The sequence below is a fragment of the Stutzerimonas stutzeri genome, assembly GCF_009789555.1.
Taxonomy (GTDB): Bacteria; Pseudomonadota; Gammaproteobacteria; order Pseudomonadales; family Pseudomonadaceae; genus Stutzerimonas; species Stutzerimonas stutzeri_R.
In genome coordinates this window covers 1,331,644-1,354,802 of record NZ_CP046902.1, presented here as the reverse complement: position 1 = coordinate 1,354,802, position 23,159 = coordinate 1,331,644, and the positions used below count along the sequence as shown (strand labels likewise).

The window sequence follows — 23,159 nt, the reverse complement described above, 5'->3', positions numbered from 1 at the left end:
AGCGGCATAGATGATCGCCCGCCGCGCCCACCAAGGCGTTCGGATTACAGTAGAACGCTGTTCGTTATTTTGCACGCTCAATTTACCGGCCGCCCTTCCGATAAACTCACAAGGTGCTGGAGGCTCGTCCGACACCGCAACGCCGTCCAGCCATCGTCGATCAGATCACCGGCGCCTGCGTGCAGAGCCTGCTCTCCAGGCTCGCCTCGACAGCGCTGGCGTGCCGGCATCCAGGAGTATCCATGCCTCGTCTTCTCGTTTCACTGCGGTTGCTGGCCCTTTTGCCCGCAGCCCTGACGGTACTGACGACTGGCGCCGCAGAAGAAGCGGCGCCACCTGAGCTCGCGCCGGAGCCGACACAGATCGAGCGGCCCTTGCTGCCATCGCGCAGCGACAGCGCGGCCGCGAGCTTACGGCGCCAGTTGCCTGCCGATGAGTTCGTCAGCCTGAAGGCGGGTGCCGACGATTTTGTCGCACTGTGGCGGCCGGCCAATGTCGGCGCGCCCAAAGGCCTGGTCATTCTTGTGCCGGGAGAAGGCGAGAGCGCGGACTGGCCGCGCGGCATCGGCCCATTACGCCGCGGCCTGCCCGATCACGGCTGGCACACGCTGAGCCTCAGCCTGCCGGACTCGCGCCGGCTGATCCTCGCCGACATCCCGGCCGAGTCGACGGAGCGCCCAACCGAACGGGCCGATGCCGAAGGCGAGGCAACCGCCGCGGACGAGGTGCCAAGCGAGGCCGGCTACCTTCCCGAACAAACCGCTGCACCTGCCGGGGAGCCCGCCTTGGACGGCACCGAGACAGACACTGACGCACAGCCGGCCGCGCCAGCGCAACCGGAACTCCGCCATGAAGAACAGGTCGCTCAGCGCATCCAGGCAGCCGTCGACTTCGCGCGCGGCAGGCAACCGGCGGCCATCGTGCTCCTCGGCCAGGGCACCGGCGGCTATTGGGCCGCGCGCTACCTTCAACAGTCGACCCCGCCCGATGTTCGGCACCTGCTGGTGATCCAGCCGCGCCAGCCCGACGACCAGGACGAGCCGCTTGGACGGCTGCTCCCGAGCCTCAATATCCCGACAGGCGACCTCTTCTACAAGGACGACGCCAGTCAGCGCTCAGCGGCTCGCGAGCGCCTCGATGCGAGCCGGCGAAACAGACATCCGGCGTATCGTCAGATTGGGCTGCAGCCGCTGAACGGCGATACCGAAACGCAGCAGGAGCAGTTGCTCCGCCGGGCTCGCGGCTGGCTCGACCCACAGTTCTAGCAGCCTTGCGCCGGGTCCGGTGCGCCATCGCATGGCATCAGCGAAAACCGCGACGCTCACGGATCAGGGTGTAGGCGTTGTGCAGCTCACGGGTTCGCTCGGTGGCCTCGCGGACCTGCAGCGGGGTTGCGCCAGCACCGGCCTGCTTGTCCGGATGATGCTTGCTGAGCAGTCGCCTATAGGCGCGCTTGATCGCCTGCGGCTCGCTGTCGGCACGCACGCCGAGAAGCCGCAGGGCCTGCTCATAGGCGCCACCCAGGTTGCTCGGCGCGCCCTGCCGCCGCCCGCCATTCGGGTCCAGCGCCGCGATGGCCGCTGAATCCCAGCCCATCCACCGCCCCCAGAGCATGACCAGTTCATGCTCTCGCGCATCGATCTGCCCTTGCGCCCGCGCCATTCTCCAACAGGCCTGGAGCACCGCCTTGGCTTCGCCATGGCGCCCACGCAGGCCCTGAAGCGGGTCGCGCAACCCCTCGCCGCTGGATTTGCCCCGGTAGAACGCATCGATGGCGGCCCGCTGGGCCGCCGGGCCCAACTGCAACCGCTGCATCTCCCTGCGTGCGGCCTGGATATGCGCCTCGCTGATCCGCCCGCTGCTTTTGGCCAACCGCCCGAGCAGAAAGAACAGCAACTCCTCGCCTTGCATCGGCGCCTTGCCGCCCATGTGTGCACGCAGACGAGCCCAGGAATCGAGCCCGAGGCGACGATCGAGGACCTGCCCGATGAGCGCGCCAAGCAGAGCGCCTGGAATCGTTGCGATCAGCCAGCCGATCAGCGCACCCAAAAATGTAATGGGCCAGAACATTCAGCGTCGCGCCTCCAGGATGCGCTCGACGTCCGCCAGGCGCTCGTGGGTGCCGACATCGACCCAGCGCCCGTCGAAATGCTCGCCGGTGACCTGGCCGGTCGCCATGGCCTGACGCAACAGCGGCGCGAGTTTGAACGCACCGCCGTTGCAGTGCGCGAACAACCGAGGATGCAGTACGGCAATTCCGCTGTAGGTGAAGGTCGCTGCCTGCGCGCCGCCTTCGCTGACCTTGCCGCGCTCGAGCGTGAAGTCACCGCCACGATGATGGGGTGGGTTGTCCACCAGCACCAGATGCGCCAGCCCCGCGAGCGGTTGTGCCAGCGCGGCGAAGTCGTAGTCGGTCCAGATGTCGCCATTGACCACCACGAACGGTTGCTCGCCCAGCAGCGGCAGCGCCCGATGGATGCCGCCTCCAGTCTCGAGCGGCTCGCCCTCGGCGGAATACTGGATATGCACGCCGAACCGCCCGCCCTCGCCCAGGTACGCCTCGATCTGCTCGCCGAGCCAGGCATGGTTGATCACCAGCTCGGTGAAGCCCGCACGCGCCAGCGCCCGTACGTGGTACTCGATCAGCGGCATCGCACCTGCCCGCACCAGGGGTTTGGGCGTGTGCAAGGTCAGCGGGCGCAGACGCTCGCCCTTTCCGGCAGCGAGGATCATCGCCTTCATGGCTGCACCTGGGCCGTTGGAAGACTGCGCAACAATGCGGCCAGCTCAGCCAGTTCGGGGCGGCGTGCGGTGACGGTCTCGATGTAGGCGAAAAAGCGCGGCACATCCGCCAGATAACGGGGTTTGCCGTCGCGGTGGCAGATACGCGCAAATATGCCGATGACCTTCAGGTGGCGCTGCAGCCCCATCAGATCGCTGGCGTGCTGGAACGCATCGAAACGCTCGTGGACCGCAATGCCTGCCGCTCGCGCGGCCTCCCAATAGCCCTGCAACCAGCCCTGCACCCGCGCCTCGGGCCAACTGACAAAGGCATCCTTGAACAGCGAAGTGATGTCGTAGGTCACCGGACCGATGACCGCATCCTGGAAATCCAGCACACCGGGGTACGGCTCACTGATCATCAGGTTGCGTGGCATGTAGTCACGATGCACCAGCACCCTGGGCTGCGCCAGTGCCGAGTCGATCAACAGCCGGCATGTACGTTCCCAGGTTTCCCGCTCGGCCGCGCTGAAGCGATGCCCCAGATGGCGCTCCACATACCAGTCGGGAAACAGCTGCAATTCCCGGCGTAGCAGCGCCTCATCATAGCTGGGCAGCGCCGTGGCTACAGGCCGAGCCTGGAAGGCGAGCAAGGCCTCGATGGCGTCGGCGAACAGCTCGTCGGCATTGGTCTGATCAATGACGTCAAGGTAGGTCTGCCGGCCCAGATCGCTCAGCAGCAGAAAGCCCCGTTCCAGATCCTGGGCAAGGATTTGTGGCACGTTGACACCCGCGTCGGCCAGCAAGGCCGCGATGGCAACGAAGGGGCGGCAGTTTTCCTGCGGCGGCGGTGCGTCCATCAGGATGAAGCTGCGCCCCTGAGCCTCCCAGCGAAAATAGCGGCGGAAGCTGGCGTCGCTGCTGGCCGGAACCAGTGTCGCCTCGGGCACCCCGCCCCAGCCGCGACGCGCGAAAAGCGCGCTCAGTTGGGGGTCCAGCCAGGCGCTCAGGTCCTGCAGGCGTTGATCGTGTTGCGGCATATGGTGCTCTCCAGGGCGCTAGCCGATAGGCGGGTCATGCTTTATTATCCAGCATCTTTTTCAGCCCATCGAGAGGCGTGCGGCCCAGCCCGGCCGATGGCTCGCCGCAAGCACGGACCCAAAAAACAAGATGGCAGTCAAATATCCCGCTTTTCGCAAGAAATTCCCTCTACTGGTTACAGGCGGCCTGCTCGCATTGCAACCGGTAGCGACTCCCCTAGTGATCGGAGCCGAGCAGTTCGCCTGCCAGCCCGGAGCCGATGGAGGCTGGAGCTGCGCATCCGATGCCGCCAGCCCCGAGCTGCCACCGCGCCCCGTCCATCGCGGCAGCGCGGCCAGCGACACCGCCAGCGTCGCACAACCTCGAACCGGCAAGGCCGAACAGCAGGCCGCCACGACCACGCTGGTAACCGAGAGCAAAGGTCGCGCGCTGGCATCGCGCAGCGCCGACTACAGTCACCTGGACTGGGTGCCGCGTGACCAGTTGACCAACGCTCAACTGGCCGAGACGGGACCTTACTGCACCGGTACCTATGTGGAACCGAATCGTCCGGGTCGGTTCGATGACACCCCGATGAGCGACGCGCCGACCTATGTTTCGGCGAAAGCGACACGCTACGAGCAGCAGCAGGAAGTCGCGACGCTGGCCGGTGACGTGATCCTGCGCCAAGGCAGCATCCAGGCCGAGGCCGACGAAGCCAGCCTGTATCAACTGGAGAACCGCGGCGAACTGAAAGGCAACGTCCGCTTGCGTGATCGTGGCGCCCTGATGGTGGGCGATCGTGCCGAACTCTTCCTCGATACCGGTGAAGCCCAGGTCGAAAATGCCGAATACGTAGTCCATGAAGGCAAGATTCGTGGTAGCGCGCAGTACGCCAAGCGCACGGAAAACGCCATCATCCGGCTCAAGGACGGCACTTACACCAGTTGCGAGCCGGGCGACAATGCCTGGCACCTGAAAGGCAACAACGTCACGCTGAACCCCGCCACCGGCTTTGGCTCGGCGACCAACGTGACGCTGCGGGTCAAGGATATTCCGGTGTTCTACACACCTTATATCCACTTCCCGATCGATGATCGGCGGCAGTCCGGCTTTCTCGCACCCAGCATCGGTTCGTCGAGCGACACCGGCCTGTCGCTGGTTACGCCGTACTACTTCAACCTGGCGCCGAATTTCGACGCCACGCTGTACCCGAACTACATGAGCGATCGCGGGCTGTTGCTCGAAGGTGAGTTCCGTTACCTGACCCGCAGCAGCGAAGGCCAGTTCGGCGCCGCCTACCTGGACGACAGCAACGACGACCGCAAGCTGCAGTCCGAGTATGAAGACCAGCGCTGGATGTACAGCTGGCAACATCGGACCGGGCTGGACTCGCGCTGGCTGGCCGAGGTCGATTACACCGATATCAGCGACCCTTATTACTTCCAGGACCTGGACACCCAGCTGGGCATCGACCAGCCGGATCATCTCGACCAGCGAGGCACGCTGAGCTATCGGGGCGACAGTTATACCGCACGGTTGAATGTGCATGCCTACGAGCGCACCACGGTTACCGACGTCACGCCGTACGAGCGCCTGCCGCAGCTCACGCTCAATGGTGCGCTGCCATTCCAGCCGGGCGGCTTGCGGTTTGCCTACAACACCGAGTTCGTCAGTTTCCAGCGCAGTTTGCGCAATGGGTTTTTTACCGACGAGGATGGCAACACCGGCCTGCCCGAGCATCGCTGGTATGACGATCGCCTGACTGGGCTCGCCCGCGCCGAAGGCGAGCGTCTGCACCTGGAGCCGGGCGTCAGCCTGCCGCTCGACTGGACGTGGGGCTTCCTCAAGCCATCATTGAAGTACGCCTATACCCAGTACGACCTGGATCTGGACGCGCGCGGCCAGACTTCGCTGGCTGCCTACGAATCCTTCGATCGCAATCAGAACCGCAGCGTGCCGATCTTCAGCGTCGACAGCGGTTTGTATTTCGATCGTGATACCCAATGGTTCGGCAAGGACTATCGCCAGACGCTCGAACCCCGGCTGTTCTACCTGTACGTGCCGGAGGAAGAGCAGGATGACATCCCGATCTTCGATACCGGCGAGAGCACCTTCGGCTATTCGTCCCTGTGGCGCGAGAACCGCTTTTCCGGCAGGGACCGTATCGGCGACGCCAACCAGGTATCGCTCGGAGTCACCAACCGCTGGATCGAACCCAATGGCTTCGAGCGTCAGCGCTTGAGCATCGGCCAGGCGTTCTACTTCGAGGATAGAAAGGTCCAGCTGCGCGGCATCGACTACCGCACGCGGTCCAACGCGACCTCATCGGTCTCGCCCTACGCGCTGGAATATATGTACCGCTACAACCGGGACTGGCGCTTCACGTCCACCTTCAACTGGGACCCGGACACGCACAGCACCCGTTCCGGTAGCGCCATGTGGCATTACCAGCCGGCCGACAATCCGAACAAGATCGTCAATATCGGTTACCGCTATCGCAACGACACCGTCCGTTTCGATCAAGCGACCGGCCTGTGGACCTATGGCGGCGACTACGGCACGCCGGGTACGCCCGAGTACATCAAGGATTACTACAAGATCAATCAGCACGACATCTCCACCATCTGGCCAATCGTGCCGCAGTGGAGCGTGATCGCACGCTGGCAGCATGACTACAGCCGCAACCGTACGCTGGAAGCCTTCGGCGGCTTCGAATACGACAATTGCTGCTGGAAGCTGCGAGTGATCAACCGCTACTGGATCGACTACGACGAAACCAGTCTCAACCCATCGCAGAACGACGAGCCAGACAATGGCATCTTCCTGCAAATCGTCCTCAAGGGACTCGGCGGCGTGTTCGGCAGCACGACCGAGACATTCCTCGACGAAGGCATACAAGGTTACCGTGAACGTGAAGACCAAGCTTTCTGATTACCTGCGCCCACTGCTGGTGGGTGCACTGCTGTTAGGCAACACCGTCATGGTCACCTCGGTCAGCGCCGAGGTCCGCCCGCTCGACCGTATCGTCGCCATTGTCGACAACGACGTCATCATGCAAAGCCAGTTGGACCAGCGCCTTCGCGAGGTCGAGCAGACCATCGCGAAACGCGGCGCCGAAATGCCGCCGCGGGAGGTCATGCAACAACAGGTACTGGAACGCCTGATCACCGAGAACCTCCAACTGCAGATCGGCGAACGCTCGGGCATCCGTATCTCGGACGAAGAACTCAACCAGGCCATGGCCACCATCGCCCAGCGCAACAACATGAGCCTCGACCAGTTCCGCGTCGCGCTTGAGCGTGACGGGCTGAGCCTGGAAACCGCCCGCGAGCAGATCCGCAGAGAGATGGTCATCAGCCGCGTGCGCCAACGCCGCATTGCCGAGCGGGTCCAGGTCTCGAACCAGGAAGTCGAGAATTTCCTCGCCTCCGACCTAGGCAAGCTGCAACTGTCGGAAGAGTACCGGCTGGCGAACATCCTGATTCCGGTCCCGGAGTCGGCCGACTCGGCGACCCTCCAGGCCGCCGAGCAAGCCGCACGGGATACTTACGAACAGCTGCAAAAGGGTGCTGATTTCGCCCAACTGGCGGTGTCACGCTCAGCCAGCGAGAACGCCCTGGAAGGCGGCGACATGGGCTGGCGTAAAGCGGCCCAACTGCCCCCCCCCTTCGACACCGAAGTCAGCACGATGAACGTTGGGGATTTCACCCAACCGGTCCGGACGCCGCCCGGTTTCATTCTGCTCAAGGTCCTCGACAAGCGCGGCGGCGACACTCAGGTACGCGACGAGATCCACGTGCGCCACATCCTGATCAAGCCGAGCCAGATTCGCAGCGATGAGGAAAGCCGCCGCCTGGTCGAACGCCTGCGCGACCGTATCCTGGCCGGCGAAAGCTTCTCCGAACTGGCGAAGAACTTCTCCGAGGACCCGGGCTCGGCGCTCAACGGTGGCGACCTGAACTGGATCGATCCGAGCTCCCTGGTTCCGGAGTTCCGTGAAGTCATGGCCAACACCCCGAGCGGCCAGTTGTCCGACGCATTCAAGACGGCGTACGGCTGGCATATCCTTGAGGTGCTCGGACGCCGCGCGACAGACGCCAGCGAAGAATTTCGCGAGCAACAGGCGCTCACGTTGCTGCGCAACCGTAAGTACGATGAAGAGCTGCAAGCCTGGTTGCGCCAGATTCGTGACGAAGCCTACGTCGAGATCAAGATCTGATACCGACGCGCTCGAAGTAGTACCCCATCAGCGGGCCTGCCAGTTTGGCCGGCCCGTTTTTTTTCTGCCTCAAGGACTGATCACATGATCGCCAAACGCTTCGCCCTTACGCCCGGCGAGCCCGCCGGCATCGGTCCGGATCTCTGCCTGCTGCTGGCACGCGACAGTCATCCCCATGCCCTGATTGCCGTTGCCAGTGCCGAGCTGATGCACGCGCGTGCGGCCGAGCTGGGACTGAACGTCACGCTGATCGAAGTGACTCCCGCGCGTTGGCCGAGCCAACCGGCACCGGCGGGCAGCCTGTACGTTTGGGACACGCCACTCGCCTCGCCGGCCGTCAGCGGTCAGCTCAGTCCCGCAAACGCCCGCTACGTGCTTGCCACGCTGCAACGCGCCGGTGAAGGCTGCCTGGATGGCAGCTTCGCCGGCATGATTACCGCGCCCGTGCACAAGGGCGTCATCAACGAGGCGGGCATCCCTTTTTCCGGTCACACCGAATTTCTCGCACAACTGACGGGCACCGAGCAGGTGGTGATGATGCTCGCCACCCGCGGCCTGCGCGTTGCACTGGTCACCACGCATCTGCCACTCATGGACGTGGCCGCAGCCATCACTGCCGAGCGCCTGCAGCGCGTGACGCGCATCCTTCATAGCGATCTGGTGGCAAAGTTCGGCATCGCCCGTCCTCGCATTCTCGTCTGCGGGCTCAACCCCCACGCCGGCGAAGGCGGACATTTGGGGCGCGAGGAAATCGAGATCATCGAGCCTGCGCTGCAAGCGCTTCGCCAGGAAGGCATCGACCTCATCGGCCCGCTGCCCGCCGACACCCTGTTCACGCCCAAACACCTCGAGCACTGCGATGCGGTGCTGGCGATGTATCACGACCAGGGCTTGCCGGTGCTCAAGTACAAGGGCTTCGGCGCGGCCGTCAACGTCACGCTGGGCTTGCCGATCGTGCGCACCTCGGTCGATCACGGCACAGCGCTGGATCTTGCCGGTACCGGGCGTATCGATACCGGCAGCCTGCAGGTGGCGCTTGAAACGGCGTATCAGATGGCTCGGTAGCTGGAAGCGGGTCGATGCGGCTGGCGGTATCGCTCGGCGCACGCCACCGATGCCCGCCAAGGGCCATCAGCGACGCCACCGGCCCACTGCATGCAGGGTGCGCTCGCTGCTCCACGGATCGCAGCTTTGCTCGAAGCCAAAAGCGACATCCACCCCAGCCTGTTAAACTGCGCACCTTTTCGCTTCGAGCTTCCCGCTTCAAGCTGCTCCCTGGGTGCTGCTGTCCATGTCCGAGAACTATCAACACCGCGCGCGCAAGCGTTTCGGCCAGAACTTCCTCCACGATGCCGGCGTGATCCATCGCATCCTGCGCGCCATCCACGCCAAGCCGGGTGATCGCATGGTAGAGATCGGGCCGGGTCAGGGCGCCCTGACCGAAGGGCTGCTCGACAGTGGCGCGCACCTGGATGTGGTCGAGCTGGATCTGGACCTGATTCCGATCCTCCGGCACAAATTCGCCGAGCGCGACAACTTCGCGCTGCATCAGGGCGATGCCCTGAAGTTCGACTTCGCTCAGCTCGGCCAGGCGCCCGGCAGCCTGCGGGTCGTCGGTAACCTGCCGTACAACATCTCCACGCCGCTGATCTTTCATCTGCTCGACCATGCCTGCCTGATCGGTGACATGCATTTCATGCTGCAGAAGGAAGTGGTCGAACGGCTCGCCGCGCAACCGGGCGGCGGCGACTGGGGGCGCTTGTCGATCATGGTGCAGTATCACTGCCGTGTGGAACATCTGTTCAACGTAGGTCCTGGCGCCTTCAATCCGGCACCGAAGGTCGACTCCGCCATCGTGCGCCTGGTACCGCATGAGGTGCTGCCCCACCCGGCACGCGATCATCGTCAGCTGGAAACCGTGGTCCGACAGGCTTTCAACCAGCGTCGCAAGACGCTGCGCAACACGCTCAAGGGCCTGCTCGATGCGCCCGACATTGCCGCGGCCGACGTCGACGGCAGCCTTCGCCCGGAACAGCTGGACCTGGCCGCGTTCGTAAGATTGTCAGACCAACTTTCCGCCCGCAGCTGCGCCCGCGTCTGAAGGCGAACCCATCAGCAGGAGCCACCATGCCTGAAGACCCCCGCTACCGGATCGACGTCAGCGTCAGCCCGACCTATCTGGCCGACCAGTCACAGCCGGAACAAAACCGTTACGCCTTTGCCTACAGGGTAACGATCGAAAACAAAGGCCAGCTCATCGCACAACTGCTGTCTCGCCACTGGATCATTACCGACGGCGATGGCCAGGTGCAGGAAGTGCGCGGCGCCGGCGTGGTCGGCGAGCAGCCGGTGATCGCACCCGGCCAGCGTCATGTCTATACCAGCGGCACCCTGATGGCATCGCGTGTCGGGACCATGCAAGGCAGCTATCAGATGCTTGCCGAGGATGGGCACCGCTTCGAGGCCATGATTGCACCCTTCCGGCTGGCCGTACCTGGAGCCTTGCATTGACTACCTATGCCGTTGGCGACCTGCAAGGTTGCCTCGAACCTCTCGTCTGCCTGCTGCGACGGGTCGATTTCAGCCCCTCGCGCGACTGCCTGTGGCTCGCCGGCGACCTGGTCAACCGTGGCCCACAATCGCTCGAGGCGCTACGCTTCGTGCGGGACCTGGGCAGCTCGGGCGTCACGGTGCTTGGCAATCATGACCTGCACCTGCTCGCCGTTGCCTACAATATCGAACGACTCAAAAGATCCGACACGCTCAGGCCCATCCTCGATGCGCCTGACCGGGACGATCTGATCGACTGGCTGCGACAGCAGAAGCTGATCCATCACGACACCGAGCGGGAGACGACCATCGTCCATGCCGGCATCCCGCCACAATGGTCCTTGAGCAAAGCCTTGAGGCGGGCCGCCGAGGTCGAACAGGCCCTGCGCGACGATGCCATGCTGCAGCCCTTTCTCGACGGCATGTACGGCAACCAGCCCGCCAAGTGGAACAAGGAACTGCACGGCGTGCCGCGGCTGCGCCTGATCACCAACTATTTCACCCGCATGCGCTTCTGCAAGGCCGACGGTACGCTGGACCTGCAAGCCAAGGAGGGGCTGGAGTCCGCACCGCCAGGCTTTGCGCCCTGGTTCAGCCATTCCAACCGCAAGACCCGGGGCTGCAAGATCATCTTCGGCCACTGGGCCGCGCTGGAAGGACACTGCGACGAGCCCAACGTCTATGCGCTCGACACCGGTTGCGTGTGGGGCAACACCATGACCCTGATGAATCTCGACAGCGGTGAGCTGCACCGCTGCGATTGCGAGGCTCCCCATGACTGACTTCAAACGCATTTCACCGGAGCAGGCCCAGGCGCTGCGTGGCAACGGCGGCGTGTTCGTCGATATACGCGACGCGCACAGTTATGCCAACGGCCATATCGCCGGCTCGACACATCTGGACAACCAATCCCTGCCGGACTTCATTGCCGCGGCGGACCTTGATCATCCGCTCATCGTGACCTGCTACCACGGCCACTCCAGCCAGAGCGCCGCCGCTTACCTGATCAACCAGGGTTTCTCCGACGTCTACAGCCTCGACGGCGGCTTCGAACTGTGGCGCCAGACGTATCCCCAGGACGTCGAGCGAGGCGATCCGTCCTGAAAAAAATATTTCTCCCCGAGGCCGCGCATGGCGCGACCTTGGCGGCCTCATCCGACGAAACGTAGCGGTAAAAGCCCCTCTGCTCCCTTGAATTTGTTGAATCCGAACTATCCTTCAGTTCAGGCCATCCAAACAAATGAAAGCCGTGCACCGGCTACCGGGCCTCAGGTTTTCGACCATTAGGTGTTCGGGGGGACTCCAAGGCCGATCAGTCGGCCGCACCTGAATGCCTGATGACAACACCGGCTCCGAGCATCGTCCGAGGTGAAGTCATGAGCATTTTCAGCCATTTCCAGCAACGATTCGAAGCAACCCGCCAGGAAGAATATTCGCTCCAGGAATACCTCGACCTGTGCAAGGAAGACCGGGGTACCTACGCCACCGCAGCCGAGCGCCTGTTGATGGCGATCGGCGAACCCGAGCTGATCGACACCTCGGCCGACCCTCGCCTGTCGCGGATTTTTTCCAACAAGGTCATCCGCCGCTATCCCGCGTTCGAGGACTTCCACGGGATGGAAGATTGCATCGACCAGATCGTGTCCTACTTCCGGCATGCCGCGCAGGGCCTGGAAGAGAAAAAGCAGATCCTTTACCTGCTGGGCCCGGTCGGCGGCGGCAAGTCGTCACTGGCCGAAAAACTCAAGCAGTTGATGGAGCGGGTGCCGTTCTACGCGATCAAGGGCTCGCCGGTCTTCGAGTCGCCCCTGGGCCTGTTCAATCCGGCAGAGGATGCGCAGATTCTCGAAGAGGATTACGGCATCCCGCGTCGCTATCTGAATTCGATCATGTCGCCCTGGGCGACCAAGCGCCTGCAGGAATTCGGCGGCGATATCAGTCAGTTCCGCGTGGTCAAGCTGTATCCCTCGATCCTCAACCAGATCGCGATCGCCAAGACCGAGCCGGGCGACGAAAACAACCAGGACATTTCCGCGCTGGTGGGCAAGGTGGATATCCGCAAGCTGGAGGAATTCCCGCAGAACGATGCCGATGCCTACAGCTACTCGGGCGCCCTGTGCCGCGCCAACCAGGGCATGATGGAATTCGTCGAGATGTTCAAGGCGCCGATCAAGGTGCTGCACCCGCTGCTGACTGCCACCCAGGAGGGCAACTACAACAGCACCGAAGGCCTTGGTGCGATTCCCTACAACGGCATCCTGCTGGCCCACTCCAACGAGTCGGAATGGCATACCTTCCGTAACAACAAGAACAACGAAGCCTTCATCGACCGCATCTATATCGTCAAGGTGCCGTACTGCCTGCGGGTGACCGATGAAATCAAGATCTACGACAAGCTGCTGTTCAACAGCTCGCTGTCGAAGGCCCACTGCGCCCCCGACACGCTGAAGATGCTGGCGCAGTTCTCCGTGCTGAGCCGCTTGAAGGAGCCGGAAAACTCTAATATCTATTCGAAGATGCGCGTCTATGACGGCGAAAATCTCAAGGACACCGATCCCAAGGCCAAGTCGATCCAGGAGTACCGCGACACCGCGGGCGTGGACGAGGGCATGAACGGTCTGTCGACGCGCTTCGCCTTCAAGATTCTGTCCAAGGTGTTCAACTTCGACCCGCACGAGATCGCCGCCAACCCGGTGCACCTGCTCTACGTGCTGGAACAGCAGATCGAGCAGGAACAGTTCCCCGCCGAGGTGCGCGAGCGCTACCTGCGCTTCATCAAGGAATACCTGGCGCCTCGCTACGTCGATTTCATCGGCAAGGAAATCCAGACCGCCTACCTCGAGTCCTACAGCGAGTACGGCCAGAACATCTTCGACCGCTACGTGCTCTATGCCGATTTCTGGATTCAGGACCAGGAATACCGCGACCCGGAAACCGGCGAGATCCTCAACCGCGCCGCGCTCAACGAAGAACTGGAGAAGATCGAGAAACCGGCCGGCATCAGCAACCCGAAGGATTTCCGCAACGAAATCGTCAACTTCGTGCTGCGTGCCCGAGCCAACAACAACGGCAAGAACCCGTCCTGGCTCAGCTACGAGAAGCTGCGGGTCGTGATCGAGAAGAAAATGTTCTCCAACACCGAGGACCTGCTACCGGTCATCAGTTTCAACGCCAAGGCGAGCAAGGAGGACCAGAAGAAACACAACGATTTCGTCGTGCGCATGGTCGAGCGCGGCTATACCGAGAAACAAGTACGTCTGCTTTCGGAATGGTATCTGCGGGTACGTAAATCGCAGTAAGCCGCTGCGAGCTTGAAGCCGGACGCCGGAAGCTGGACGTCTAAGCAGCACGCTTCCGGCTTCGCGCTCAAGATTTCCAGCTCGGCCCGGAGGGCTCGTATGAGTTACGTGATCGACCGCCGTCTGAACGGCAAGAACAAGAGCACGGTAAACCGCCAGCGTTTCCTGCAGCGATACCGTGGACACATCAAGAAGGCCGTGGAGGAGGCCGTAGGGCGCCGCTCCATCACCGATATGGAGCACGGCGAGCAGATCAGCATTCCGGGTCGCGACATCGATGAGCCGATCCTGCACCACGGGCGCGGCGGTCGGCAGACCATCGTGCACCCCGGCAACAAGGAGTTTGTCGCTGGCGAGCGTATTCCGCGCCCTCAAGGCGGCGGCGGTGGCCAAGGCGCGGGCAAGGCCAGCAACAGCGGCGAAGGCATGGACGACTTCGTGTTCCAGATCACGCAGGAGGAATTCCTCGATTTCATGTTCGAGGACCTGGAACTGCCCAATCTGGTCAAGCGCCACCTGACCGGCACCGATACCTTCAAGACGGTTCGCGCCGGGATCAGCAACGAAGGCAACCCGTCACGTATCAATATCGTTCGCACCCTGCGCTCCGCCCACGCGCGGCGTATCGCGCTGTCGGGCAGCAGTCGGGCCAAACTGCGGGAAGTGAAAGCCGAGCTGGCTCGACTCAAGCTCGAGGAGCCCGCCAACTTCACCGACATCCAGGCCGCCGAGGAAGAGATCGAGCGACTCAGCGCCCGCATTCACCGTGTCCCCTTCCTCGACACCTTCGACCTCAAGTACAACCTGCTGGTCAAGCACCCCAACCCCAGTTCCAAGGCGGTGATGTTCTGCGTGATGGACGTTTCCGGCTCCATGACCCAGGCCACGAAGGACATCGCCAAGCGCTTCTTCATCCTCCTGTATCTGTTTCTCAAGCGGAACTACGACAAGATCGACGTGGTGTTCATTCGCCACCACACCAGCGCCAAGGAAGTCGATGAAGAGGAGTTTTTCTATTCCCGCGAAACCGGCGGCACCATCGTCTCCAGCGCGCTCAAGATGATGCAGGAGATCATGGCCGAGCGTTATCCGGCCAATGAGTGGAACATCTATGCCGCGCAGGCTTCGGACGGCGACAACTGGAATGACGATTCACCGATCTGCCGGGACATCCTGATCAACCAGATCATGCCGTTCGTCCAGTATTTCACCTATGTCGAAATCACCCCTCGCGAACACCAGGCGCTGTGGTACGAATATAACCAGGTGGCCGAAGCCTTCGGTGACTCGTTCGCCCAGCAGCAACTGGTGACCGCGGGAGACATCTATCCGGTGTTCCGCGAGCTGTTCCAGCGGCGCATGGCTAGCTGAGGTACGCAGCATGAAACGACAGCCCATCTCCACCGGTTCGGAATGGACCTTCGATCTGATCCGCGCGTACGACCGTGAGATCGGTCGTATCGCCGAGCGCTATGCACTCGATACCTACCCCAACCAGATCGAAGTCATCACCGCCGAGCAGATGATGGATGCCTATGCCTCGGTGGGCATGCCGCTGGGTTACCACCACTGGTCCTACGGCAAACACTTCCTCAGCACGGAAAAGTCCTACACCCGTGGGCAGATGGGCCTGGCGTACGAGATCGTGATCAATTCCGATCCCTGCATCGCCTATCTGATGGAAGAAAACACCATCACCATGCAGGCGCTGGTGATCGCCCATGCCAGCTACGGCCACAACAGTTTCTTCAAGGGCAACTACTTGTTCCGCACCTGGACCGATGCCAGCTCGATCATCGATTACCTGGTGTTCGCCAAGCAGTACATCATGCAGTGCGAGGAGCGCCACGGCATCGACGCGGTGGAAGACCTGCTCGACTCCTGTCATGCGCTGATGAACTACGGCGTCGACCGCTACAAGCGCCCCTACCCAATTTCCGCGGAGGAGGAGCGACGGCGACAGAAGGAGCGTGAAGAGCATCTGCAGAAGCAGATCAACGATCTCTGGCGGACCATTCCCAAGTTCGGTGACAAGGGCGACGAGCGCCAGCACGATCAGCGCTTCCCGGCCGAGCCGCAGGAAAACATCCTCTATTTCATCGAAAAGCATGCACCGCTACTCGAGCCCTGGCAGCGCGAGGTGGTGCGTATCGTGCGCAAGATTGCCCAGTATTTCTATCCGCAACGCCAGACACAGGTCATGAACGAGGGCTGGGCCACCTTCTGGCACTACACCTTGCTCAACGACCTGTACGACGAAGGGCTGGTGACCGACGGCTTCATGATGGAATTCCTGCAGTCGCACACCAGCGTGATCTACCAGCCCGGATTCGACAGCCCGTACTACAGCGGGATCAACCCCTATACCCTGGGATTCGCCATGTACCAGGACATCCGGCGGATCTGCGAGAACCCCACGGAGGAAGACAAGCGGTGGTTCCCCGACATCGCGGGCAGCGACTGGCTGACCACGGTGAAATTTGCGATGAACAACTTCAAGGACGAGAGCTTCATCCTGCAGTTCCTCTCGCCGAAGGTGATCCGCGACCTCAAGCTGTTCAGCATTCTCGACGATGACCGCAAGGATGAACTGCTGGTGCCGGCCATCCACGATGAGAGCGGCTACCGCGCCATCCGCGAGCTGCTGGCGGCGCAGTACAACCTGGGCAATCGTGAACCCAACGTGCAGGTCTGGAGCGTCGATCGTCGTGGCGACCGTTCGCTGACCCTGCGCCACCAGCAGCACGACCGCAAGCCGTTGGGCGGCTCTACCGATGAGGTGCTCAAGCATTTGCACAGGCTCTGGGGGTTCGATGTGCATCTGCAATCGATGCAGGATGACAAGCTGGTCACCACGCACCACATGCCGCCCAGAGGCGAACTCGAACCCGAAGCCAAGTTTCCGGGCATGAGCCTGGCGCTGCCGCCGATCTGATCGGCCTGCGGCGGCATTTCACTTGAACCCCGCCGCTTGCTGCAGCGGGGCTTTCGTTTATCCTCCGCGAGACGGAGGACTACATGCAGATTTACAAGGTCGGCGGAGCGGTACGTGATCGATTGCTGGGGCGACCAGTGACCGAGGTGGATTGGGTGGTGGTCGGCTCCAGTGCCGAGCAGATGCAGGCCATGGGCTTTCGTCCGGTGGGTGCGGATTTTCCGGTGTTCCTGCACCCCGATTCCGGCGAGGAGTACGCACTTGCCCGCACTGAGCGCAAGAGCGGTCGCGGCTACGGGGGATTTACCTTCTATGCCAGTCCGGACGTGACGCTCGAGGAGGATCTGGCCCGTCGCGACCTGACCATCAATGCGATCGCCGAGGATGAGCACGGCCACCTGATCGACCCTTACGGGGGCCAGGCCGACCTCGCCGCGCGCCAACTGAGACACGTCTCCCCCGCCTTCGCCGAGGACCCCTTGCGGGTGCTACGCGTGGCCCGCTTCGCCGCCCGCTATGCCGAACTTGGCTTTTGCGTTGCGCCGCAAACCGAACAGCTGATGCGTCAGCTCGCCGAGTCCGGTGAGCTTCAGGCGCTGACCCCGGAGCGCAGTTGGAAGGAAATCTCGCGCGCCCTGATGGAGCCTCGTCCCGATGTCTTCATACAGGTGCTGCGCGACTGCGGCGCGCTGAAAGAACTGATGCCGGAGATCGAGGCATTGTTCAGCGTACCGGATAAGAACGCGCCGGGCCTCGTCATCGGCGAGCATGTGCTGAACGTGATGCGTCTGTGCGCTACCCGTGAGCAATCCCTGCCGGTGCGCTGGGCCTGCTTGCTGCAACACCTTGCCGATGAGGCGCCAGGTGATCAGACGCCAGTGCCCGGCGCAAGGGGCGTGAGTCTGATCGAGACCGTCAATGGTCGCTACAAAGTCCCACGCGATTGCCAGGAACTGGCCCTGCTGGTCGGGGAATTTCACACGTGCGCCGAGGCGCCAACGAAGCTGCCCGCACCCAGCCTGTTCGAGTTGTTGCAGCACTTCGACATCTACCGCCGCCCGGAGCGCTTCGAGCAGTTCCTGGCCGCGTGTGAAATGGATGCCGGAGGCCGCGATGGCCCCACGCCGCGCGACTATCCACAGGCCGCTTACCTGCGCGGCGCCGCCGCATGCGCCCGCGCGGTGCAGGTGAAACCACTGATCGAACAAGGCTATAAAGGCGCGGCGCTGGGCGAAGCGCTCAAACAACAGCGCTTGCAGGCGATCCAGGACTACCAGCACACATCCGACTGATGCGCGGTTCAACAGCGGTTGATCGCGCATCGCCACGCCAGTCGGATGGGCGTGCGCTAGGGCCTGGAATCAGTACAGAGCAGATCAGCCGGCGTCAGCTCTTCGCCGTTCCACCGAAACGGCACGGGCCAAAGCCGCTGCTCGATGGCCGACTCCCGCCAAAGCTCGGCGAAACTCCGGCCCGCGAGAGGATGCATCACCTCCGGCACCAGCAGCGCCAGCGGCCATAGCACGAACGCATTTTTCAACGTCTCCGGGCGCGGCAGTTCCAGCCCATGGAAGTTGCCTACCAGGTCGCCGAACATCAACACATCGATGTCCAGCGGGAGACCCTTGCGATCAGGTGCGTAGCGGCCGTTGTCCGCCTCGATGAACTTGAGCCGGCGATCCAGCTCCATCAACGGCAGCTCGGTGCTTCCGCAGACCACGAGATTGTAGAAATTGTCGCCCTTGTAGCCCACCGCCAGGCTTTCAAAGACCGCCGAGCAGCGCATGTCCTCGAGCAATTGCGCCAGCGCATCGAGACCGGCCGTCAGGTTTCGTTCGCGCCGGTTATTGCTGCCCAGCCCAAGCAGTACGCGAGTCAGCGACATCCGCGTTCGATCTCCACACCGAGCGCCGAGGCGCGCGCATTGACGCCCGGCTTGGTTACCCGTAGCCGCAGCCAGGCAATACCGAATCGACGCATCAGTTCGCCTGCCAGACGCTCAGCGAACGTTTCGACCAGCTCGAATCGCGAAGACTGCGAGAAGCGGTCGATGGCGGCGGTGACTTCGGCATAGTCCAGCGCCTTGTCCAACTCATCATTCTGCGCCGCGGGACGAATGTCCCAACCGAGAGTCAGATCCAGACGGAGGGACTGCCGAATACCGCGCTCCCAATCATAGGCGCCAATCAGCGTATCCACTTCCAACCCTTCGATGAAAACTGTATCCACGCAACGTTCTCCCGCGGCACGACAAGTTCAGCGCACGCCGTTAGACTCAGGAGCTCCCTGCCCCGGATGGATGCCATGTTCTGGCAATTGACACTGTTCGCCTATCTGACCGGTTCTCTGTCATTCGCCATTGTACTGAGTCGCCTGACCGGCGCACCCGATCCGCGCGCCTGCGGCTCCGGCAATCCGGGCGCCACCAACATGCTACGGCTCGCCGGGCGACGAATGGCTATCAGCACCTTGTTCGGCGACCTGCTCAAGGGCTTGCTGCCGGTGCTGCTCGCCGCCGCCCTTGACCTGCCCGTCGAAGAACAGGCCTGGATCGCCCTTGCGGCCGTGCTCGGCCACCTGTACCCACTGTATTTCCGCTTTCGTGGCGGCAAAGGCGTCGCCACCGCGGCGGGCGCCCTGCTCGGCCTGCATCCGCCGACAGCGCTGCTGGCGCTGGCCATCTGGCTGGTAGTCTTCAAGTTGACCCGGACCAGTTCGCTGGCTGCACTCGCCGCCTTACCGCTCTGCCTGCCGCTATTGGCCTGGCAACAGCCCGGCGCGCTCTGGCCCATGGCGCTGCTGGCCCTGCTGATCGTCTGGCGTCACCGCAACAACCTGCGCGACCTTTTTGCCGGGACGGAGCGGCACTTCTAGGCGACGGACCGGCTCAAATCGCCGCCAGCGTCTCCATCGGCCAGCGCGCCTGCACGGTTATCTCCGGCCCATCCTGCTGACCGGCCAGCAAGCGCTGGCAGCCGGCATAAGCGATCATCGCGCCGTTGTCGGTACAGAAACGTGGCCGTGCATAAAACACCTGCCCCTTCAGCTCGGCGAGCATTTGTTCGAGGCTCTGACGCAACGCCACGTTGGCGCTCACGCCACCGGCGATCACCAGGTTTTTCAGGCCCGTCTGTTGCAGGGCACGCCGGCACTTGATGGTCAGCGTGTCGACCACCGCCTGCTGAAAGGCCAGGGCGATGTCGCAACGCGTCTGTTCGCCCTCGTCGCCCGCGTTACGGCATTGCTGCCAGGTCGTCAGCGTCGAGGTCTTGAGCCCGCTGAAACTGAAGTCCAGCCCGGGTCGGTCGGTCATGGGGCGCGGGAAAAGAAAGCGACCCGGCGTGCCGCGTTCGGCAAGCTGAGCAATCTCTGGTCCGCCGGGGTAACGCAATCCCATCAGTTTCGCGGTCTTGTCGAAAGCTTCACCGGCGGCATCGTCCACCGACTCGCCCAGCAGCTCGTAGCGACCGATGCCGTCGACCCGGACCAGTTGCGTATGGCCGCCGGAAACCAGCAGCGCCACGAAGGGGAACGCTGGCGGCTGCTCCTCGAGCATGGGCGCCAACAGATGACCCTCCATATGATGCACGCCGACTGCCGGTACGCCCCAGGCAAAAGCCATCGCCTGTGCGCAGGATGCCCCCACCAGCAACGCGCCCACCAGGCCGGGACCTGCGGTGTAGGCCACCGCGTCGATCTGGCTCGACTCGCGCCCGGCTTCGCCGAGTACCTGACGGATCAGCGGCAGCATTCGCTTGACGTGATCGCGCGAGGCCAGCTCGGGCACCACTCCGCCGTAGACGCGATGAAGATCGATCTGACTGAACAGGGCATCGGCCAGGAGGCCGTGCTCGCTGTCATACAGCGCGACGCCGGTTTCGTCGCATGAAGTTTCCAGCCCCAGCACCAGCATGGGTACAACCTTCCAGAGAAGCGAATTGAGCCGTGCATATTAATCGCCGCAAGCGGCGACCGACCAGCGCTTTTCGCTCAGGGGGCTTTGCATTCCGCGCGGCAAGGCGTTAACATCCGCAACCCTTAAAACCAGCGTGCTCGCGATATTTGCCGAAGCGCGTTGTAACCGGTAAACAAGTGAAGGTACGTCCTGGATGCCCAACGTTAAAGTTAAAGAGAACGAACCATTCGACGTAGCTCTGCGTCGCTTCAAGCGTTCTTGCGAAAAAGCCGGTGTTCTGGCTGAAGTCCGCAGCCGTGAGTTCTACGAGAAGCCCACTGCCGAGCGCAAGCGTAAAGCTGCTGCCGCAGTCAAGCGTCACGCCAAGAAAGTGCAGCGCGAACAGCGCCGCAGCGTTCGCCTGTACTGATCCAGTACAGCTGAAGCTGCATCAAGCCCGGCGTTTGCCGGGCTTTGCATTGAAAAAGACTCCGCTTCGCCGACTGGCGAATGGTCGGAGTTTTTTTCATTTCCGGCCTGAACACCGCGAGCGTATTCTCATACCCCTATGGCCGGCTTGATCCCGCAATCGTTCATCGATGACCTGCTCAACCGCTCCGACATCGTCGAGGTGGTGAGTTCGCGTATCCAGCTGAAAAAAGCGGGCAAGAATTACACCGCCTGCTGCCCGTTTCACAAGGAAAAGACGCCCTCGTTCAGCGTCAGCCCCGACAAGCAGTTCTACTACTGCTTCGGCTGCGGCGCGGGTGGCAACGCCCTCGGCTTCATCATGGATCACGACAGCCTGGAGTTCCCCCAGGCCGTCGAGGAGCTGGCCAAACGCGCCGGCATGGAAGTCCCGCGCGAAGAGAGCGGCCCCGGCCGCAAACCACGCCAACCGGTGGACTCCCCGCTCTACCCCCTGCTCGAAGCCGCTGCCGATTATTATCGACAGGCGCTCAAGGGCCATCCCGCCCGCAAGGCCGCCGTGGAATACCTCAAGGGGCGCGGCCTGTCAGGAGTGATCGCCCGGGATTTCGGCCTGGGCTTCGCACCGCCCGGCTGGGACAACCTGCTGAAGCACCTGGGCGGCGACACCCTGCAGCACAAAGCCATGATCGACGCCGGCCTGCTGATCGAGAACACCGAAACCGGCAGAAGCTACGACCGTTTTCGCGACCGCGTGATGTTTCCCATCCGCGACAGTCGCGGACGCGTCATCGCCTTTGGCGGCCGCGTGCTCGGCGATGACAAACCCAAATACCTGAACTCGCCGGAAACACCCGTCTTCCACAAGGGCCAGGAACTGTACGGCCTGTACGAAGCCCGCAAGGCGAATCGCGACCTGGATGAAATCATGGTCGTCGAAGGCTACATGGACGTAATCGCGCTGGCACAGCAAGGCCTGCGCAACGCCGTAGCGACACTGGGTACCGCCACCAGCGACGAGCACCTCAAGCGTCTGTATCGCATCGTCCCCAGCGTGCTGTTCTGTTTCGATGGTGACGCTGCCGGCCGCAAGGCGGCGTGGCGCGCCCTGGAATCGGCGCTACCCAACCTGCAGGATGGCCGCCGCGCGCGCTTTCTGTTTCTACCCGAAGGCGAAGATCCGGACACCCTGGTTCGCCGCGAAGGCACCGACGCGTTCATGGCCCGGATACAGCAACAAGCCCAACCACTGGCCGACTACTTCTTCCAGCAACTCAGCGAAGAAGCAGACCCGCGCTCCCTGGAAGGCAAGGCCCATTTGGCCACGCTGGCGGCACCGCTCATCGAAAAGATACCCGGCACCAACCTGCGCGCACTGATGCGCCAGCGCCTCGGTGAAATCACCGGCCTGCACAGCGAAGCACTTCAGCAAATAAGTGCCACAGCGCCGAGCGCCGCACCGCAATACGACGACAGCGTCTATTACGACACCAGCGCCAGCCACGACGAAGGCGATTACTACGCACCGCCCGAGCCCGCTCAATCGAAGCGCAACGGCAAGAAAGAATGGAACAAAGACTGGAAAAAGCCCGGCCAGCGTCCAGACTTGAAAGCACGCAAACCGAGAACGCCCGCGACGGTCGAGCCGCCAGCACTGACTACTTTACGCACGCTGCTGCATCATCCCGAACTCGCGCAAAAAGTAGAGGATGTCAGCCATTTCGCAGCAGAAGACGACACTTATGCCCAACTACTGGTCGCACTGCTCGGCACCCTGCAAAAGAACCCGAAGCTGCGCAGCCTGCAGCTGATCGCACGGTGGCATGGAACCGACCAGGGGCGTCTATTACGAGCCTTGGCCGAGAAAGAATGGCTGATCTCGGCCGATAACCTTGAACAACAGTTTTTCGACACCATAACGACTCTGGCCGCCAGGCAACGCGAGCGCAGCCTTGAATCGCTGCTCCGCAAAGCTCGCCAGGGTGAACTCAGCGCAGAGGAGAAGGATCAACTGCGCAACCTGCTAAATCGCAACGCAACACCCGCTATATCGACCTCAACTGGCGCGTGAGGTCCTTGCTCGGCTAT

The 23,159-nt window shown here is 62.6% G+C and carries 21 protein-coding genes; 15 read left to right on the top strand and 6 right to left on the bottom strand.

The annotated features are described in order from the left end of the window. Nucleotides 1-242: 242 nt before the first annotated feature. The gene (locus GQA94_RS06265; protein WP_158187271.1) at nucleotides 243-1,265 is read left to right on the top strand and encodes an alpha/beta hydrolase family protein; all 1,023 of its coding nucleotides are present in this window, start codon (nucleotides 243-245) and stop codon (nucleotides 1,263-1,265) included. Nucleotides 1,266-1,302: 37 nt separating this feature from the next. Here GQA94_RS06265 and GQA94_RS06260 read toward each other — a convergent pair whose 3' ends face one another. The 3 genes from GQA94_RS06260 to GQA94_RS06250 are packed head-to-tail and all read right to left on the bottom strand — an operon-like array spanning nucleotide 1,303 to nucleotide 3,761. After that, nucleotides 1,303-2,070 (bottom strand): DnaJ domain-containing protein, encoded by a 768-nt coding sequence (locus GQA94_RS06260; protein WP_158187270.1) that lies wholly within the window; start codon nucleotides 2,068-2,070, stop codon nucleotides 1,303-1,305. Further along, the gene (gene murU / locus GQA94_RS06255; protein ID WP_158187269.1) at nucleotides 2,071-2,742 is read right to left on the bottom strand and encodes an N-acetylmuramate alpha-1-phosphate uridylyltransferase MurU; all 672 of its coding nucleotides are present in this window, start codon (nucleotides 2,740-2,742) and stop codon (nucleotides 2,071-2,073) included. Beyond that, the gene (locus GQA94_RS06250; RefSeq protein WP_158187268.1) at nucleotides 2,739-3,761 is read right to left on the bottom strand and encodes an aminoglycoside phosphotransferase family protein; all 1,023 of its coding nucleotides are present in this window, start codon (nucleotides 3,759-3,761) and stop codon (nucleotides 2,739-2,741) included. The genes murU and GQA94_RS06250 overlap by 4 nt, the downstream gene beginning before the upstream one ends. Before the next feature lie 130 nt (nucleotides 3,762-3,891). Here GQA94_RS06250 and GQA94_RS06245 point away from each other — a divergent pair, with 130 nt between their 5' ends. The 11 genes from GQA94_RS06245 (at nucleotide 3,892) to GQA94_RS06195 (ending at nucleotide 18,039) form a co-directional block, all read left to right on the top strand. Beyond that, complete coding sequence (locus GQA94_RS06245) at nucleotides 3,892-6,675, top strand: LPS-assembly protein LptD (RefSeq protein ID WP_158187267.1); 2,784 nt, start codon at nucleotides 3,892-3,894, stop codon at nucleotides 6,673-6,675. Next, nucleotides 6,656-7,963, top strand: a complete 1,308-nt coding sequence (locus GQA94_RS06240; RefSeq protein ID WP_158187266.1) for a peptidylprolyl isomerase — start codon at nucleotides 6,656-6,658, stop codon at nucleotides 7,961-7,963. Before GQA94_RS06245 ends, GQA94_RS06240 begins: the two co-directional genes overlap by 20 nt. A gap of 84 nt (nucleotides 7,964-8,047) precedes the next feature. Beyond that, a complete protein-coding gene (gene pdxA, locus GQA94_RS06235; protein WP_158187265.1) occupies nucleotides 8,048-9,028 on the top strand; it encodes a 4-hydroxythreonine-4-phosphate dehydrogenase PdxA in 981 nt (326 codons plus the stop codon). A gap of 226 nt (nucleotides 9,029-9,254) precedes the next feature. Beyond that, nucleotides 9,255-10,064, top strand: a complete 810-nt coding sequence (rsmA, locus tag GQA94_RS06230; RefSeq protein WP_158187264.1) for a 16S rRNA (adenine(1518)-N(6)/adenine(1519)-N(6))-dimethyltransferase RsmA — start codon at nucleotides 9,255-9,257, stop codon at nucleotides 10,062-10,064. A 26-nt stretch (nucleotides 10,065-10,090) separates the two neighbouring features. Next, a complete protein-coding gene (apaG, locus tag GQA94_RS06225) occupies nucleotides 10,091-10,474 on the top strand; it encodes a Co2+/Mg2+ efflux protein ApaG (RefSeq protein WP_158187263.1) in 384 nt (127 codons plus the stop codon). Continuing rightward, nucleotides 10,471-11,295: a symmetrical bis(5'-nucleosyl)-tetraphosphatase gene (locus GQA94_RS06220; RefSeq protein ID WP_158187262.1), complete on the top strand. Its 825-nt coding sequence runs from the start codon at nucleotides 10,471-10,473 to the stop codon at nucleotides 11,293-11,295. Before apaG ends, GQA94_RS06220 begins: the two co-directional genes overlap by 4 nt. Further along, nucleotides 11,288-11,617, top strand: coding sequence for a thiosulfate sulfurtransferase GlpE (gene glpE, locus GQA94_RS06215; protein WP_158187261.1), 330 nt, complete (start codon nucleotides 11,288-11,290; stop codon nucleotides 11,615-11,617). Before GQA94_RS06220 ends, glpE begins: the two co-directional genes overlap by 8 nt. A gap of 272 nt (nucleotides 11,618-11,889) precedes the next feature. Continuing rightward, nucleotides 11,890-13,812, top strand: coding sequence for a PrkA family serine protein kinase (locus GQA94_RS06210; RefSeq protein ID WP_158187260.1), 1,923 nt, complete (start codon nucleotides 11,890-11,892; stop codon nucleotides 13,810-13,812). Nucleotides 13,813-13,911: 99 nt separating this feature from the next. Further along, a complete protein-coding gene (locus tag GQA94_RS06205; protein ID WP_158187259.1) occupies nucleotides 13,912-15,183 on the top strand; it encodes a YeaH/YhbH family protein in 1,272 nt (423 codons plus the stop codon). A 10-nt stretch (nucleotides 15,184-15,193) separates the two neighbouring features. Further along, complete coding sequence (locus GQA94_RS06200) at nucleotides 15,194-16,747, top strand: SpoVR family protein (RefSeq protein WP_158187258.1); 1,554 nt, start codon at nucleotides 15,194-15,196, stop codon at nucleotides 16,745-16,747. Between the two features lie 83 nt (nucleotides 16,748-16,830). Continuing rightward, nucleotides 16,831-18,039, top strand: coding sequence for a multifunctional CCA addition/repair protein (locus GQA94_RS06195; protein ID WP_158187257.1), 1,209 nt, complete (start codon nucleotides 16,831-16,833; stop codon nucleotides 18,037-18,039). A 56-nt stretch (nucleotides 18,040-18,095) separates the two neighbouring features. Here the strand turns inward: GQA94_RS06195 and folK are convergent, their stop codons facing one another. Next, on the bottom strand, nucleotides 18,096-18,632 hold the full coding sequence (gene folK / locus GQA94_RS06190; RefSeq protein WP_158187256.1) for a 2-amino-4-hydroxy-6-hydroxymethyldihydropteridine diphosphokinase: 537 nt from the start codon (nucleotides 18,630-18,632) through the stop codon (nucleotides 18,096-18,098). Further along, nucleotides 18,623-18,976 (bottom strand): dihydroneopterin aldolase, encoded by a 354-nt coding sequence (gene folB, locus GQA94_RS06185; protein ID WP_158187255.1) that lies wholly within the window; start codon nucleotides 18,974-18,976, stop codon nucleotides 18,623-18,625. Before folB ends, folK begins: the two co-directional genes overlap by 10 nt. A 75-nt stretch (nucleotides 18,977-19,051) precedes the next feature. On the opposite strand from folB, the gene plsY reads away from it, so the two are divergent. Further along, complete coding sequence (plsY, locus tag GQA94_RS06180) at nucleotides 19,052-19,621, top strand: glycerol-3-phosphate 1-O-acyltransferase PlsY (protein WP_158187254.1); 570 nt, start codon at nucleotides 19,052-19,054, stop codon at nucleotides 19,619-19,621. Nucleotides 19,622-19,634: 13 nt separating this feature from the next. Here the strand turns inward: plsY and tsaD are convergent, their stop codons facing one another. Then, nucleotides 19,635-20,660 (bottom strand): tRNA (adenosine(37)-N6)-threonylcarbamoyltransferase complex transferase subunit TsaD, encoded by a 1,026-nt coding sequence (gene tsaD, locus GQA94_RS06175; protein WP_158187253.1) that lies wholly within the window; start codon nucleotides 20,658-20,660, stop codon nucleotides 19,635-19,637. Between the two features lie 196 nt (nucleotides 20,661-20,856). Here tsaD and rpsU point away from each other — a divergent pair, with 196 nt between their 5' ends. Together rpsU and dnaG are read left to right on the top strand one after the other, a co-directional pair. Further along, complete coding sequence (gene rpsU, locus GQA94_RS06170; RefSeq protein WP_003283508.1) at nucleotides 20,857-21,072, top strand: 30S ribosomal protein S21; 216 nt, start codon at nucleotides 20,857-20,859, stop codon at nucleotides 21,070-21,072. Nucleotides 21,073-21,210: 138 nt separating this feature from the next. Next, nucleotides 21,211-23,142 (top strand): DNA primase, encoded by a 1,932-nt coding sequence (gene dnaG / locus GQA94_RS06165; RefSeq protein ID WP_158187252.1) that lies wholly within the window; start codon nucleotides 21,211-21,213, stop codon nucleotides 23,140-23,142. Nucleotides 23,143-23,159: the final 17 nt, after the last annotated feature.